This window comes from Acinetobacter lwoffii (genome assembly GCF_024129595.1).
GTDB classification, from domain to species: domain Bacteria; phylum Pseudomonadota; class Gammaproteobacteria; order Pseudomonadales; family Moraxellaceae; genus Acinetobacter; species Acinetobacter lwoffii_O.
In genome coordinates this window covers 1-13,957 of the sequence record NZ_JAMXXS010000015.1, presented here as the reverse complement: position 1 = coordinate 13,957, position 13,957 = coordinate 1, and the positions used below count along the sequence as shown (strand labels likewise).

Here is a 13,957-nt window from a genome sequence, read left to right as displayed (position 1 = left end):
TCGTCCTTATTCCGCTGTGCTTTCAGCGGTATCGCCCAAGTCAGCCATTTCAACATCTTGGCCAGCTTTCAGGGTGACGTATGCTTTTTTAACATCAGAACGACGTCCTAATGTTTTACCAAAGCGTTTAGACTTACCTTTAGTGATAGTCGTGTTAACTTTAACAACTTCCACACCAAAGAGTTGTTCCACTGCTTTTTTGATTTCAAGCTTGTTTGCATTTAATGCAACTTTAAACACTTGAACACCAGCAGTTTCACCTAAAACTTGTGCTTTTTCTGAGAATACAGGTCCTTGCAGGACTTGATAGATACGTTCGTTGTTCATCCGAGTTCTACCTCAATTTTCTTAGCAGCAGCTACAGACATAACAACTTTGTCGAACGCAATCAAGCTAACCGGATCGATTGCAGCAGCATCAACCACATCAACGTGTGGAATGTTGCGCGCAGCAAGATACAGGTTCTCATCAACAGCATCAGTAACGATCAATGCGCGAGTCGCATTCAAGTCGTTAAGTTTTGCAAGCAATTCTTTAGTTTTTGGAGCCGCAACAGCAAACTCTTCAACTAAAACTAGGCGATCTTGACGAACAAGTTCAGCTAGGATGCATTGCATAGCACCGCGGTACATTTTACGGTTTACTTTTTGAGACCAGTCTTGTGGACGAGCAGCAAAAGTTTTACCACCGCCAACCCAGATTGGGCTACGAATAGAACCAGCACGAGCGCGGCCAGTACCTTTTTGACGGAATGGCTTGCGACCACCACCAGAAACGTCTGCACGTGATTTCTGAGCTTTTGAACCTTGACGGCCACCAGCTAAATAAGCTGTAACCACTTGGTGAACAAGAGCTTCATTAAATTCACGACCGAACGCAACTTCTGATAATTCAACAGCAGAGCCGGAAACAGTATTTAAATTCACGTTATTTCCCCTCAGGCCTTGATCGTAGGACGAACGATTACGTCGCCACCAGTAGCACCAGGAACCGCGCCTTTAACAACTAGAACTGAACGTTCTGTGTCGATAGCAACGATCTCAAGACCCTGTGTAGTTACGCGTTCAGCACCTAAATGGCCAGCCATTTTTTTGCCTTTGAATACGCGACCAGGAGTCTGGTTTTGACCAGTAGAACCTAAAACACGGTGAGAAACTGAGTTACCGTGAGTTGCATCTTGCGTACGGAAGTTCCAACGCTTAACACCACCTTGGAAACCTTTACCTTTAGATTGACCAGTTACGTCAACAACTTGACCAACTTGGAACAATTCAACGGTAAGAGTACCACCAACTTCACGACCTTCAAGATCAGCTTCTGTAGCACGGAATTCTTGAACTAGACGACCAGCTGCAACACCCGCTTTCGCGAAGTGGCCTTTCTGAGCGTTAGTTACGCGAGATTCGCGACGTTCACCAGTAGTGATTTGAATCGCTTGATAACCATCAGTTTCAAGCGTTTTGATTTGAGTGATGCGGTTAGGATCAACCTCAATCACTGTAACAGGCACAGAAACACCAGCATCTGTAAAGATACGTGTCATACCGCACTTGCGACCGACTAAACCAATAGCCATGTGCATAAACCTCTAAAAAAGCGGCCTAATTAACTTAGAGTGTTAATTAACCCGAAAGCCTTAACCCAATGCGATCTGAACATCAACACCAGCTGCAAGATCTAACTTCATCAATGCATCTACAGTTTTGTCTGTAGGTTGAACGATGTCGATCAAACGCTTGTAAGTACGGATTTCGTACTGGTCACGCGCGTCTTTGTTTACGTGTGGTGATGTTAAAACGTTAAAACGTTCAATGCGTGTTGGCATTGGAATTGGACCACACACTTGTGCGCCAGTACGTTTTGCGGTTTCTACGATTTCTTGAGCTGATTGATCAATCAGGCGATGATCAAAAGACTTAAGACGGATACGAATTCTCTGGTTAGACATACCAGTAAACTCCAAGCCAAATATATAAAGAATCACTCTTGACGCATCTCACCCCACTTTATATGGGCAAGTGTCAAGAGCAGTGAAATATCACTAAGGTCATGATCGATGCCACGACTGTAACGATAGTTAACTACTTTATTCGCAGTTAACCCCCTTCCTATTGAAGGGTCGCTTATTATAGCCATTGTTTAATGCATAAGCAAATCTCTTTTATTGTTTTATCCAAGTTTTCAATTTATGACTTAAAACAATAGTTTATTGTTTAAATATTAGGCAGTTTTTGCCAAAACATATTCTATAGCACGATTTAACATCTGATTTCCTTCAATAAATTTTTGCTTCGTGGTTTTTTTTAATTCAAATAAATTTTGCACATATTTTCCTGAAAATTGCGCAAGCTCTTCTTCATTTTCCAAAAACAATGCCAGGGTTTCCGGCGTGATTTCAGGATGAAACTGGAAGCCCAATACATTTCTGCCCAACTGGTACATCTGATTACGACAGGCTTCATTTTCTGCCAGATGGACTGCACCTTTGGGCAATTCAAATGTTTCATTGTGCCATTGCAGAATATTAAACTGCTCCGGCAGGCTAAAACACGTCTCTGGTAGATTCGCCACTCTGTGCACCGTGGTCCACCCCAATTCTTGTTCTGGATTGCGACTAACACCTGCACCCAAAGCATTTGCAATCAACTGCCCACCCAGACACAGGCCAATTGCCGGTTTACCATGCGAAAGATAGCGACGCAACCAGCGTTTTTCTATTTTTAACCAAGGGAAATTTGCTTCATCATTCACACTCATGGTTCCCCCCATAATGATCAGCAAATCCACCTCTTCCACTGCAGGCAGCGCCTCGATCTCCAGCGGCCGATCCACGGGTAAAGCAAAAAATTCAGTCGCGGTAATGTGCGCCTGATGCTGCTTTAAAAATTCATAACAACTACCAAAACCTTCACCAGCAATATGCTGAAAATAATGCACTTTTAAATGCGACTTCATGCTCCTCAACCTATTTTTTTAGCTATATAGATTTAGGTTTTGCAAAAATGAAGCCAACTTTTTATAAGACTTGTTGTTTTTAAACAATTCACAACGTAACTGGCAGTGAGTCACAGATTCTCTTAAGCTAGAGTAATATTTGATTACATTTGAGCGCATTCACGTGAAACAAGACTCTCAAACTCGCCTGATTCATGCACCACGAAAGGCTCCTCAAGCGATTTCCACCATTCAACCTCCCCTCTATCGTGCATCGACCATTATCTTTAACAATACCGATGCCCTGTTTAATCGCCATTGGACCGATGACTATGATTATAGTTATGGCACGCATGGCACGCCTACGACCTTTACGCTGGGCGATAACATCGCACAACTCGAAGGTGGTTTATATCACCTGCTCGCACCGAGTGGTTTATCCGCGATTAATCTCGTGAATTCTTGCTTTTTAAGCCAGGGCGATGAGGTTTGGGTGGCTGACAATATCTATGGTCCAAACATGGAGCATTTACGCAATATGGAAAAGCGTTATGGAATTACGGTTAAGGTCTACAATCCCATAGAGCTTGATACATTTCAGCCTACAGATAAAGCCAAACTGATCTGGCTCGAGGCTGCTGGCTCAGTCACCTTGGAATTTCCGGATCTGGCTGGTTTAGTGAAAAAAGCTCAGGCACACAATATTCTTACTGCGCTGGATAATACCTGGGGCGCAGGTCTGGCTTTTGATGCCTTTGATTTTAGTGAAGAGCATTTAAGTGTAGATATGACGGTACATGCACTGACCAAATATCCAAGCGGCGGTGGTGATATCCTGATGGGCTCAGTGGTTACGCGAGATAAGGTTCTGCATCACAAACTGTTCCGTGCACATGCCATTCAGGGCATTAGTGTTTCTGGTGATGATGTGGCACAGGTACAACGCAGTCTGGCTTCTATGCAACTGCGATATCAACATCAATCCAGCAGTGCGCTGACCTTACTGGAATGGCTTAAACAGCAAACCGATTTTGTACAGGTTCTGCATCCTGCTGATCCGGATAGCGCAGGCCATCAGTACTGGAAAGAAATTTGCAAGCAAGGTGATAGTGCCGGCCTGGTCAGCGTGATCTTTGACAGCACATACGTAATGCAGGATATCCGGAATTTCTGTGATAGTTTAAAACTGTTTAAGCTAGGCTTTAGTTGGGGTGGCCCTGTCAGTCTGGTCATGCTATATAACTTAAAAGACATGCGTGTGCTGGAACATTCACACTTAAAAGACGGCTTGCTGGTTCGTTTCTGTATTGGACTGGAATATCCGGAAGATTTGATTCAAGATATTCAGCATGCACTAGAACAAATGAAAAAACTTAAAAACGAATAATAAATAACAGGAAAAGCTATGGGTAGACCAATTGTTATTGCTAAAAAAACTGCGGATACCACACAGGATATTGTGCTGCATTCCCAACTTGCCAATCGACATGGCTTGATTGCAGGTGCCACTGGTACCGGAAAGACTGTGACTTTAAAAGTATTGGCGGAGAGCTTTTCTCGAATTGGTGTACCTGTATTCCTCGCCGATGCCAAAGGCGATGTGTCCAGCCTGGCCAAAGCAGGTGAAAGCAGCCCCAAGTTTGATGAACGGATTAAAAGTCTCAATATCGAGTCCATTCCTTTTGCAGCCTCACCAGTGGTGTTTTGGGATTTATTTGGCGAACAGGGTCATCCGATTCGCACTACCATTTCTGAAATTGGCCCGCTGCTGCTGGCGCAAATACTGAATCTGAATGACACCCAGGAAGGCGTTTTATCTGCCGTGTTTCGGATTGCCGATGATCAGGGTTTATTGCTAATCGACTTTAAAGACCTGAAAGCCATGCTGAGTTATGTCTCTGAGCATGCGGCTGAGTTTAAAGCTGAATATGGCAATCTTTCACCCGCCAGTCTCGGTGCGATTCAACGTAATTTGTTAGCTCTGGCTGACCAAGGCGGTGACCAGTTTTTTGGCGAGCCGGCGCTGGATCTGATGGACTTTTTACAAACGGACAGTCAGGGCCGTGGCAATATCAATTTGTTGGCGGCTGACAAGCTGATGAATACGCCTAAGCTATATGCCACGTTCTTGCTCTGGATGCTCTCCGAGCTGTTTGAACAGCTTCCCGAAGTCGGCGATCTGGACAAACCTAAACTGGTGTTTTTCTTTGATGAAGCCCATCTCTTGTTTGATAATGCCAGCCCTGCCCTACAGGATAAAATTGAGCAGGTGGTGCGCCTGATTCGCTCTAAAGGCGTGGGAATTTATTTTGTCACGCAAAATCCGTTGGACTTACCTGAAAGTGTCTTAGGCCAGCTCGGCAATCGGGTTCAACATGCTTTGCGGGCTTTCACTCCCAAAGATCAAAAAGCAGTGAAAACCGCAGCAGAGACTTTCCGAGCCAATCCTGAATTTAAAGTCGATCAGGTGATTACCGAACTTGCTGTCGGTGAAGCCCTAATTAGCTGCCTGGATGAAAAAGGCATTCCGCAAATAGTAGAGCGTGGCTGGGTCATGCCGCCGCATTCATCCTTTACACCGATCTCGCTTGAAGAACGCAAGGCTCTCATGCAGCAAAGTATTGTCGCCGGTATTTATGAGCAGCCAGTCGATCGGGATAGCGCCCATGAAATGCTGCAAAACAAGGTCGCAGAACGCCAGCAACAGGCTCAGGCCGCCGAACTTGCCAAACAGCAAAGCAAGGAACAGGAAGCTCTTGCCAAGCAGCAAATTAAAGAACAGGAACGTCTGGCACGAGAACAGCAAAAAGAAGCTGAACGCGCAGCCAAGCAACGAGAAAAACTGACTCAGGATATTGTCGGCACCTTTGCCAAAAGTGCTGCCCGTAGCCTGGGCGGGAGTACTGGGCAGAAAATTGTGCGCGGCTTACTGGGTTCGCTGTTTGGCCGCAAATAATCCCCCTCCTTTTCCGATCATCATCACACTTTTTATGGGATATTTTTATATCCCGTAATTTTTTTATGGTTTTATGACTATGCGCTATTGTAAAGCCATTTTAAAAGATGTAATTTAAATACATCTTTTAAAAAACACCTGTAGACGGCTCTCATGACTCCACAACATATTGAACTTGTACAAGCGACTGTTCCTGTTTTACGTGAAAACGGCGTAGCACTTACCACGTATTTCTATAACCGCATGCTGAAAAACCATCCAGAGTTGAAAAACACCTTCAACATGGATCATCAAAGTACTGGCCGTCAACCACGTGCCTTGGCTGCCGCAGTACTTGCCTATGCCGAAAACATTACCAATCCGGGCGTTTTGGCCAAAGCCATCGAACGCATTACCACTAAACATGTCAGCCTGGATATTCAACCGGATCAATATGCGATTGTCGGTGAGAATCTGTTGCACTCGATCAGCGAAGTTTTAGATGTACCCATGGACTCAGACCTGATTGCAGCCTGGAAAGAAGCGTATATGCAACTGGCAGATATTTTGATTGGTGTGGAAAAATCTAAATATGCCACCCTAGCTTCTGAAAATGGTGGCTGGGCGGGCTGGCGCGAATTTGAAGTAGCAGCAGTCAATGATACCGACGCAGGTAAAATCTTTACACTTAAAGCTAAAGATGGTGCAGCGATTGCAAGTGCTGAAGCCGGTGAACATATTTCAGTACGTGTACAGGTGCCTGAACAGCACATTCGTCAACCACAACAGTTTAGCTTTGATCAGGCTCAAAACGAGCAATATCAAATTACTGTGAAAGCGGAAGAAAATCCAACCGCATTCTCGGTTGCACAGACACTGATCGACCACTACAAAGTTGGTGATGTAGTTGAAGTGTCTGCCCCGCTCAAGCTTTAATTGCAAAAACGGTTTAGACTAGCATCAGATTCTGATTAAAAGCTCCATTCGTGGAGCTTTTAACATTCAATTCTTTCATTTTCTAGCTGTTGACGTTATGCAACTCAATAAATTCACTGACTATGCGCTTCGGATTCTGATGTATGTCGCACAGCCACGTGATCTCCCCTATACCATTGCAGAACTTGCCGAGCGATTACAGGTTTCACAAAATCATGCCATGAAAATCGTGCATTTTATGGCGAAACAGGAGTGGCTGATTACCACACGTGGTAAAGGTGGCGGCATACGTTTAAATCCGGCCAGCCTGAACCTCCAGCTGGGACAGATTGTGCGGATCCTGCAACGCGACAGCAATGTAGTGGAATGCAATAGCCCACCCTGCGTATTACGTCCGACCTGTGGTTTAAAAGGTATTTTAGATGATGCGGTGGAACAGTTTTATAGCAGTCTGGACCAATATGTGCTTAAAGATGTGATTAGGCCACGAAATGCGCGTTTCAGTACAAATTCTCCGATCGGCCTGATTAATCTTTAAAGTCTTCCGGGTCAGGTCTTGTGACTTATTCTTGCGGCAAAGTTCGCTTGCCTGTGCGACTTCCTTTATAATGTTTCATTGTAGATCATTTATTGAAGTTGAGTTATGCACCACAGCAGAGGAAAATCCAAAAACAGTAAGACAGCCCATGCGCCTAAGCAAAAGATCAGCTACGAGAAAAAAGTTGATTCTGCCATTACTGAATATTCTGTGCGCGCACTCAACTGGCTACGCAAAGCCGAATTTTTAATGAGTGCACCCAAACTCAGTCTTTGTGTAGAAGATACAGGCTATGAAATTGCTTTTGCCGGCCGCTCGAATGCGGGTAAGTCTAGTGCGATTAATGCCCTGACCAACCAGAAACAGTTGGCACGTGCATCGAAAAAACCTGGCCGTACCCAGATGATCAACTTTTTCAGCCTGGGTAATCCGGATCAGCGTCTGGTCGACTTACCCGGTTATGGTTATGCGGCTGTGCCTGAAAAAATGAAACTGGTCTGGCAAAAAGAACTGGAAAATTACCTGATTCACCGTCAAAGCTTGCAAGGCCTGGTATTGTTGATGGATATCCGTCATCCCCTGCAACACTTTGATGTAATGATGCTGGAATGGGCTTATTCCCGCCAGTTGTTCGTGCATGTGTTATTGACCAAATCTGACAAACTAAACCGTGGTCCTGCATCCAAAGCCTTGCAGGAAGTCAAAGCGGCATTGAAAAAGATGAAGCTGGATTTCTCGATTCAACTGTTTTCCTCCATGAACAAACAAGGTTTAGAAGAACTGGCCAGCGTCATGGGTGGCCGTTTGAACTTTACCTTAGATCAAGCATCTGAATATGATCTGGACAGCATTCCGGAAGCATCAGCGCATGATTTGAATGAATCTGATGAACCGCTTGAAGAGCTCGAGCTTAGTGAAGCTGATTCTGAGCATGCTGAAGTATCGACTCATGATTTAAATGAAGCTGAAGAACCGCTGGAATTGCTTGAGCAGGATCAATCCGAGCTTAAAGCGGCAGATGAGCTAAATCAGAATAAGCGTTCAGCGGATTAAGACCATATCACCTAAATGATCTGTGATCATTCTTGATTTATTAAAACTCAACGTACAAATAAAAAAGCAGGTCAAATACCTGCTTTTTTATTTTTTTAAATGTTTTAGCTATCTGTAGCTTGAAGATCGGGTTCACGCGTATGCCGGTCCACCACCACGCTGATCATCATATCTCCCTGAACATTCACCACTGTACGTACGGTATCCAGTAAACGGTCGATCGGCAACAGAATGGCAATTGCCTCGGCAGGCAAACCTACCGATTGCAAGACCATAATCATAGTCACCATACCGGCACTCGGAATCCCCGGTGCACCTAAGGATGCAATCATCGCAGTCGCGCAGACCACCAGTTGCTGCCCCAGACTCAGATCCAGTCCCATTAAATTGGCAATAAATAATGCTGCTGCCGCTTCATACAGTGCTGTGCCATCCATATTCAACTGTGTACCAAGTGGAATCACAAAGCCTGCGGTATGTGGACGTACTCCTAAATTTTCCTGTGCGCATTTCATTGACAAGGGCATGGTGGCCGAACTGGAACTGGTAGCAAAGGCAGTAATCAGAGCAGCTCGTGTGCCTTTAAAGAACGTGACCGGATCCATCTTGCCGAAAACCCATAGCAATAAAGGCAAGACCACGATGCCATGAAAAATCGTCGTGCCGGTAACCACCGCAGCAAATTCCGCCAGACGACTGAGAACCGAAACATCTTCAGTGGCAATTAATTTGGCCAATAAGGCAAAAATACCAAGTGGTGCCAGTTTCATCACCCAGCCAATCATTAACATCATGATCTCGAAAAACTGGTGACTCAGCTTGCGTACAGTACGGAATTTATCTCCCCCTGCGACCAGTGCTACACCAACAAATAGCGCAAAGACTACCACCGCCAAGACATTGCCATCGGCAAAAGCTTTAAACGGATTGATCAGGGTATTCTGAATAAAATTGGTAAAGAAAGATGAAGGTGTCAGGGTATCTGGCGTTTGATGTTGCGCCATGGCATCCTGGAACATCAGCACATCAACACCCTTACCGACATCAAACAAATGCGCACACGCCAGACCTAAAATGAGCGCCAAGGTGGTGGTGGTCACACAGCACATCAGGGTGATTTTCCAGGTGCGGCTTAGCTGCCCACCCGCCTGCAGATTGGATACGCCGACCACGATCGAGCTAAAAATCAGCGGCACTAACAGCATTTTTAACAAGCCAATAAAAATGCTGCTGACGATACCGATGCCATATAAGCTGACATCAAAAAATGAGGTCTGCGGAAATATCGTCAATAGAAATCCAAACAGCACCCCCAATACGGCGGCAATTAAAATTTGCGTATTTAAGCTCATCTTTTCATGCATTTTTAATATTGATCTTAAGCCGCACTATGCCATGCAGTGTCTACAGAATCGAGTAATATTTTATAAACGCGGCGTGAGGACATGATATCAAATGGCCTTTTTCACCCGGCTTAAAAACAAAAAAACCGAATCTGAGATTCGGCTTTTTAAACAAGAAAAAATTATTGCGTTTCGATTTCACGTAAGCGGATCAGGCCTTCCTGAGAGGTACTGCAGACCAGCTCACCGTTCTGCCACATCCGGCCAAAATTCAGGCCGCGCGAACTGGCGCTTTGGGTAGCATCCATATCGTAAAGCATCCACTCATCCGCACGGAACGGTTTATGGAAGTACATGGCATGGTCAATACTGGCACATTGTAAACTTGGCGAGATATAGCTCAGACCATGTGGACGAAGCGCCGTGGTCATCAAGGTAAAGTCGGAATAGAAAGCAGCAATGGCCTGATGCAAAGAGATCTGATCAACTTCTGCAGCAATACGGTCATGCGTACGGATATAGTGCGCATAAGACGGTGCTTCAGGTTGAGGCTGGAATGGATTTTGCGGATTGACCGGGCGAATTTCCACATGACGATCACGGGTGAAAGACGCACGGACATTTTCCGGAATAAACTCGATCATTTGTTTGATCAGTTCTGCTTCATTTTTCAGGCTTTCTGCTGGCGGATATTCAGGCCCTGAAATCTGATAATTCAAACCTTCTTCCGGCTCTGCAAAAGACACCATACACATGAAAATAGTCCGGCCATGCTGAATTGCACGAACCTGGCGACTGATAAAGCTTTTACCGTCACGGATCCGTTCTACTTCATAAATAATGGGTGCATTGACATCACCACCAAACAGGAAATAGGCATGTAATGAATGCGCCGGACGGTCTGTAGTATAAGAGGCTGCGCGGAGTGCCTGCCCCAAAACCTGACCGCCAAATACGCGCTTGCCTACCAGATTACGGCTGATTCCCCGGAAAATGTTTTCTTCTAACTTTTCTAAGCTGAGCAGCTCGACCAGTTCCTGTGTTAAGGCATTCATAAGCAACCTACGTAATATTGGAGATATCCAAAATGGAAAAAAGGATTTAAATAATTGATCTGGAATATTCTGCCACAAAATCAGAACGAAACTCTAAAGTTTGCATGACTGTTCTGTCATACTGATGTCATAAGTGACTAGGAAAAGCACCTGCTTTCACGCTAAAATTGAAGCACTTCTGTTGAAGTTGTTAAAAAAAGATATATGGTTTCGCTTTAGAAACCCGCAAAATAAATCCCCCTCAGAAGTCCTGTGGTTTTGGTCAGTAAAATTAGGAGCAGCTATGTCCAAGAATGGCTTTGGTCAAATGTATCGCAAGCTTTCAAGTAAGTTACTTGATCTTGTGGTTACCCCTCATGTTCTTGGGGAAGTACCAAGTGAAGTGACAGCGCCTGAATCTGATCAGACTGCAACAGACTCGCGAAAGCTGGTCTGCTACGTTTTACAGAACCATTCGCGCAGTAATGCACTGGTGGTCGATGCAGAAACGCGCCGTTTAAAATTACCGGCTGCCCTTGATCCAATGCAGATCGGCAACAACAAAGAAAAAGCATCAGTACTGTTTCTGCAACATCATGATGAAAACAACCTGCTGAGTTCACCGCCACATGCGTTTCCACCGCGCCTGTTACGCTTGATTGAAATCCTGGAGCAACATCCTGAGCTGGATGTCGAACTGGTACCGGTGACCGTGCTTTGGGGACGCGAACCGGAAAAAGAAGATTCCTGGTTTAAACTGCTGTTTACCGATACCTGGTCTACACCAAGCCGGGTCAAGCAACTGGTCAATATCGGCCTGCATGGTCGTCAGTCTTATTTAGAGTTTCATGAGCCACAGTCGTTACGTGCCATGATTGACTATGCCAAAGAAACGCATCCAAATTCAGCGCCGGCGACTTATATTGTCAGCACTTTAAATGATTATCTGGATGGTCAGCGCGAAGTGATTCTTGGACCGGATCTGTCTGACCGTCGCAATGTCATGCACAGTCTCATCAAATCGCCAGATGTACAGGCTGCGATTCGCAATGACAGTATTCGCAGTAAAATCTCGATGCTGGAATCTGAACGTCGTGCCATTAGTTATCTGAACGAAATTGTTTCCGATTATTCTCATTCGACTGTACGTTTTGCCGATAAAGCCCTGACCCGTTTATGGACCCAGCTTTATGACGGCGTAGAAGTCCATAATTTCAGTACCGTGCGTGAATTGGCCAAGGATTATGAAATTGTCTATACCCCATGTCACCGCAGTCACATCGACTATTTGTTATTGTCTTATGTGATCTATCGTCGTGGCTTGATGGTGCCGTATATCGCTGCGGGCGATAACCTGAATATGCCTTTTGTGGGGCAGATTTTACGTGGTGGCGGTGCCTTCTTTATCCGCCGTACTTTCCGTGGCAATGCGCTCTATACCACAGTCTTTAAAGAATATTTATATAGCGTTCTGTCACGCAATACCCCACTGGAATACTTTATCGAAGGTGGTCGTTCACGTACTGGTCGTTTGCTACCACCTAAAACTGGGATGCTGGCGATGACCGTGCATGGTCATTTACGCGGCAAGGCCAAACCAATTGTCTTTGTACCGACCTATATCGGTTATGAACGCCTGATGGAAGGCGGCACTTATGTCGGTGAGATGAGCGGCAAGCCGAAAGAAGCCGAATCTATTTTTGGTATTGTCAAAACCCTGCGCAAAATTGAACGCATTTTCGGTAAAGTGCATCTGAATTTTGGTGAGCCGGTATTTCTGGATGACATCCTGAAACAACATGGCGCAGAAAATATTAAAATTGAAAAGAACGATGATCCAATTCCACAAGCAGTTTCTGATGCAGTAAACAGCTCTGCGCAAGCGATTCTGGAAAATATCAACCGTGCAGTGGTGATCAATCCGGTATCGCTATTATCGTTGATCCTGCTGGCGACACCGAAACATACGCTGGATGAAGAAATCTGTATCAAGCAGCTGGATACTTATCGCACCCTGCTGGCGGCATTACCTTATGATGAACGGATGGAAGTTACACCGCTTTCAGGCAAAGAAATTATTGCCTATGCGATGAAGCTGAAACTGATCAAACGGGTAAAACATGTGCTGGGAGATATTATTGCGATTGAAGATAATCAGGCAGTTCTGCTGACGTATTTCCGTAATAATATTGTGCACACTTTTGTGCTGCCATCTTTGATTGCAGCCCTAGTTGAACATAACGGTACCATTCGTCGTCATGATGTCGTGAATATCAGCAGTACCCTGTACCCATTCCTCAAAGCTGAACTGTTTTTAAAATGGCATGAAGATGAGATTCAGGATCAGGTGAATGCGCATATTGACAGCTTAATTGCCTCAAAACTGATTACACAAGATGGTGAAAACCTGATTGCACCTGCACCAAATACAGAAGCACATCATCAGCTTGAAGTTCTAGCTGCACCAGTAACCCAAAGTCTGGAACGTTACTACATGACTTTGGCACTGATTACCCAGCGTGGTTCTGGCAATATTTCGACCCGTCAGGTCGAAGAGCTGAGTTATCTGGTGGGACAGCGCCTGTCTGTGCTATATGAGTTCAACTCACCTGAGTTCTTCGACAAAGCCCTATTCCAGAGCTTTATTAAAGTCTTAACCCAAAAAGGTTATCTGTGTACCAATGAAGACAATGCGATTGTCTTTGATGAGCAGCTAACCAATGTGGCTCAATATGCAGATTTGGTATTGGATGAAGTGAAGTTGCAGATGTTGCACCACATCACCGACTTTACGGATGAAGAACTGAAAGAAGCTTTGGATGCAGTTGCGGCTGAACAAGCCAAGAAACGCGCGAAGCGGAAAAAGAAGTAAGTTTAAATTAAATAAAAAGAGAGGCTAAGGCCTCTCTTTTTATTTTAGAATTTATAAGAAGTGAAAATTGGAAAGCTAATGCCATTATTTAAATATGAGTATTCCCTCTCCTGAGCGAGTTTTAAAGCACGGCTTTTAAAACGAAGTGCAAGTGAGGATAGGGAGAGGTCTTTTAAATAAAATCCTCCCCTAACCCCTCCTTTGAAAAGGAGGGGGATTCCCACTGCTGTCCCATAGTTTGCTTTAAATAAAAAAACCTGAGTCCTAACAGTTAAAATATGAGTGCAAACAAACACTTTAACGACCAGGATT

At 44.8% G+C, this 13,957-nt stretch carries 13 protein-coding genes and 1 pseudogene; 6 read left to right on the top strand and 8 right to left on the bottom strand.

The features are described 5' to 3' along the window. Positions 1–6 precede the first annotated feature (6 nt). From rplW to NI466_RS08725, 5 genes are all read right to left on the bottom strand, one after another. Positions 7–327: a 50S ribosomal protein L23 gene (gene rplW, locus NI466_RS08745; protein ID WP_004281510.1), complete on the bottom strand. Its 321-nt coding sequence runs from the start codon at positions 325–327 to the stop codon at positions 7–9. Next, positions 324–926, bottom strand: coding sequence for a 50S ribosomal protein L4 (gene rplD, locus NI466_RS08740; protein WP_004281511.1), 603 nt, complete (start codon positions 924–926; stop codon positions 324–326). Before rplD ends, rplW begins: the two co-directional genes overlap by 4 nt. A gap of 11 nt (positions 927–937) precedes the next feature. Then, positions 938–1,576, bottom strand: coding sequence for a 50S ribosomal protein L3 (rplC, locus tag NI466_RS08735; RefSeq protein WP_004645054.1), 639 nt, complete (start codon positions 1,574–1,576; stop codon positions 938–940). 60 nt (positions 1,577–1,636) lie between these two features. Beyond that, positions 1,637–1,948 (bottom strand): 30S ribosomal protein S10, encoded by a 312-nt coding sequence (gene rpsJ, locus NI466_RS08730; protein WP_000070912.1) that lies wholly within the window; start codon positions 1,946–1,948, stop codon positions 1,637–1,639. 272 nt (positions 1,949–2,220) lie between these two features. Further along, positions 2,221–2,955 (bottom strand): type 1 glutamine amidotransferase, encoded by a 735-nt coding sequence (locus NI466_RS08725; RefSeq protein ID WP_005108602.1) that lies wholly within the window; start codon positions 2,953–2,955, stop codon positions 2,221–2,223. Between the two features lie 163 nt (positions 2,956–3,118). Between NI466_RS08725 and NI466_RS08720 the strand changes: the two genes are divergently transcribed. From NI466_RS08720 to yihA, 5 genes and pseudogenes are all read left to right on the top strand, one after another. Continuing rightward, positions 3,119–4,321, top strand: a complete 1,203-nt coding sequence (locus NI466_RS08720) for a PLP-dependent transferase (protein ID WP_253173352.1) — start codon at positions 3,119–3,121, stop codon at positions 4,319–4,321. An 18-nt stretch (positions 4,322–4,339) separates the two neighbouring features. Beyond that, complete coding sequence (locus NI466_RS08715) at positions 4,340–5,890, top strand: helicase HerA-like domain-containing protein (protein WP_253102193.1); 1,551 nt, start codon at positions 4,340–4,342, stop codon at positions 5,888–5,890. A 153-nt stretch (positions 5,891–6,043) separates the two neighbouring features. Then, entirely contained in the window at positions 6,044–6,805 is a 762-nt protein-coding gene (locus NI466_RS08710; protein WP_004281516.1) for a globin domain-containing protein, read from the top strand. Positions 6,806–6,902: 97 nt separating this feature from the next. Next, positions 6,903–7,343 carry an RrF2 family transcriptional regulator gene (locus NI466_RS08705; RefSeq protein ID WP_004732285.1) on the top strand — a complete coding sequence of 147 codons (441 nt, stop codon included), beginning with the start codon at positions 6,903–6,905 and terminating at the stop codon, positions 7,341–7,343. A 105-nt stretch (positions 7,344–7,448) separates the two neighbouring features. After that, positions 7,449–8,225: pseudogene (yihA, locus tag NI466_RS08700) on the top strand (ribosome biogenesis GTP-binding protein YihA/YsxC); the annotation flags it as partial. Between the two features lie 275 nt (positions 8,226–8,500). Here yihA and NI466_RS08695 read toward each other — a convergent pair. Together NI466_RS08695 and NI466_RS08690 are read right to left on the bottom strand one after the other, a co-directional pair. Beyond that, a complete protein-coding gene (locus NI466_RS08695) occupies positions 8,501–9,748 on the bottom strand; it encodes a dicarboxylate/amino acid:cation symporter (protein ID WP_253102191.1) in 1,248 nt (415 codons plus the stop codon). Positions 9,749–9,921: 173 nt separating this feature from the next. Then, a complete protein-coding gene (locus NI466_RS08690) occupies positions 9,922–10,794 on the bottom strand; it encodes an acyl-CoA thioesterase (protein ID WP_253102189.1) in 873 nt (290 codons plus the stop codon). Positions 10,795–11,077: 283 nt separating this feature from the next. Here NI466_RS08690 and plsB point away from each other — a divergent pair, with 283 nt between their 5' ends. After that, positions 11,078–13,645, top strand: coding sequence for a glycerol-3-phosphate 1-O-acyltransferase PlsB (plsB, locus tag NI466_RS08685; RefSeq protein WP_253173351.1), 2,568 nt, complete (start codon positions 11,078–11,080; stop codon positions 13,643–13,645). A gap of 44 nt (positions 13,646–13,689) precedes the next feature. On the opposite strand, the gene NI466_RS08680 is transcribed toward plsB, so the two are convergent. Beyond that, a partial coding sequence (locus NI466_RS08680) for a hypothetical protein (protein ID WP_253173350.1) occupies positions 13,690–13,957 on the bottom strand: 268 nt, incomplete at its 5' end.

Coding starts and splice junctions, on each gene's coding strand:
- NI466_RS08690 (WP_253102189.1), bottom strand. CDS start 10,794: ATGAATGCCTTAACACAGGAACTGGTCGAGCTGCTCAGCTTAGAAAAG.
- rplC (WP_004645054.1), bottom strand. CDS start 1,576: ATGGCTATTGGTTTAGTCGGTCGCAAGTGCGGTATGACACGTATCTTT.
- rplW (WP_004281510.1), bottom strand. CDS start 327: ATGAACAACGAACGTATCTATCAAGTCCTGCAAGGACCTGTATTCTCA.
- NI466_RS08715 (WP_253102193.1), top strand. CDS start 4,340: ATGGGTAGACCAATTGTTATTGCTAAAAAAACTGCGGATACCACACAG.
- NI466_RS08725 (WP_005108602.1), bottom strand. CDS start 2,955: ATGAAGTCGCATTTAAAAGTGCATTATTTTCAGCATATTGCTGGTGAA.
- NI466_RS08705 (WP_004732285.1), top strand. CDS start 6,903: ATGCAACTCAATAAATTCACTGACTATGCGCTTCGGATTCTGATGTAT.
- plsB (WP_253173351.1), top strand. CDS start 11,078: ATGTCCAAGAATGGCTTTGGTCAAATGTATCGCAAGCTTTCAAGTAAG.
- NI466_RS08695 (WP_253102191.1), bottom strand. CDS start 9,748: ATGAGCTTAAATACGCAAATTTTAATTGCCGCCGTATTGGGGGTGCTG.
- NI466_RS08710 (WP_004281516.1), top strand. CDS start 6,044: ATGACTCCACAACATATTGAACTTGTACAAGCGACTGTTCCTGTTTTA.
- rpsJ (WP_000070912.1), bottom strand. CDS start 1,948: ATGTCTAACCAGAGAATTCGTATCCGTCTTAAGTCTTTTGATCATCGC.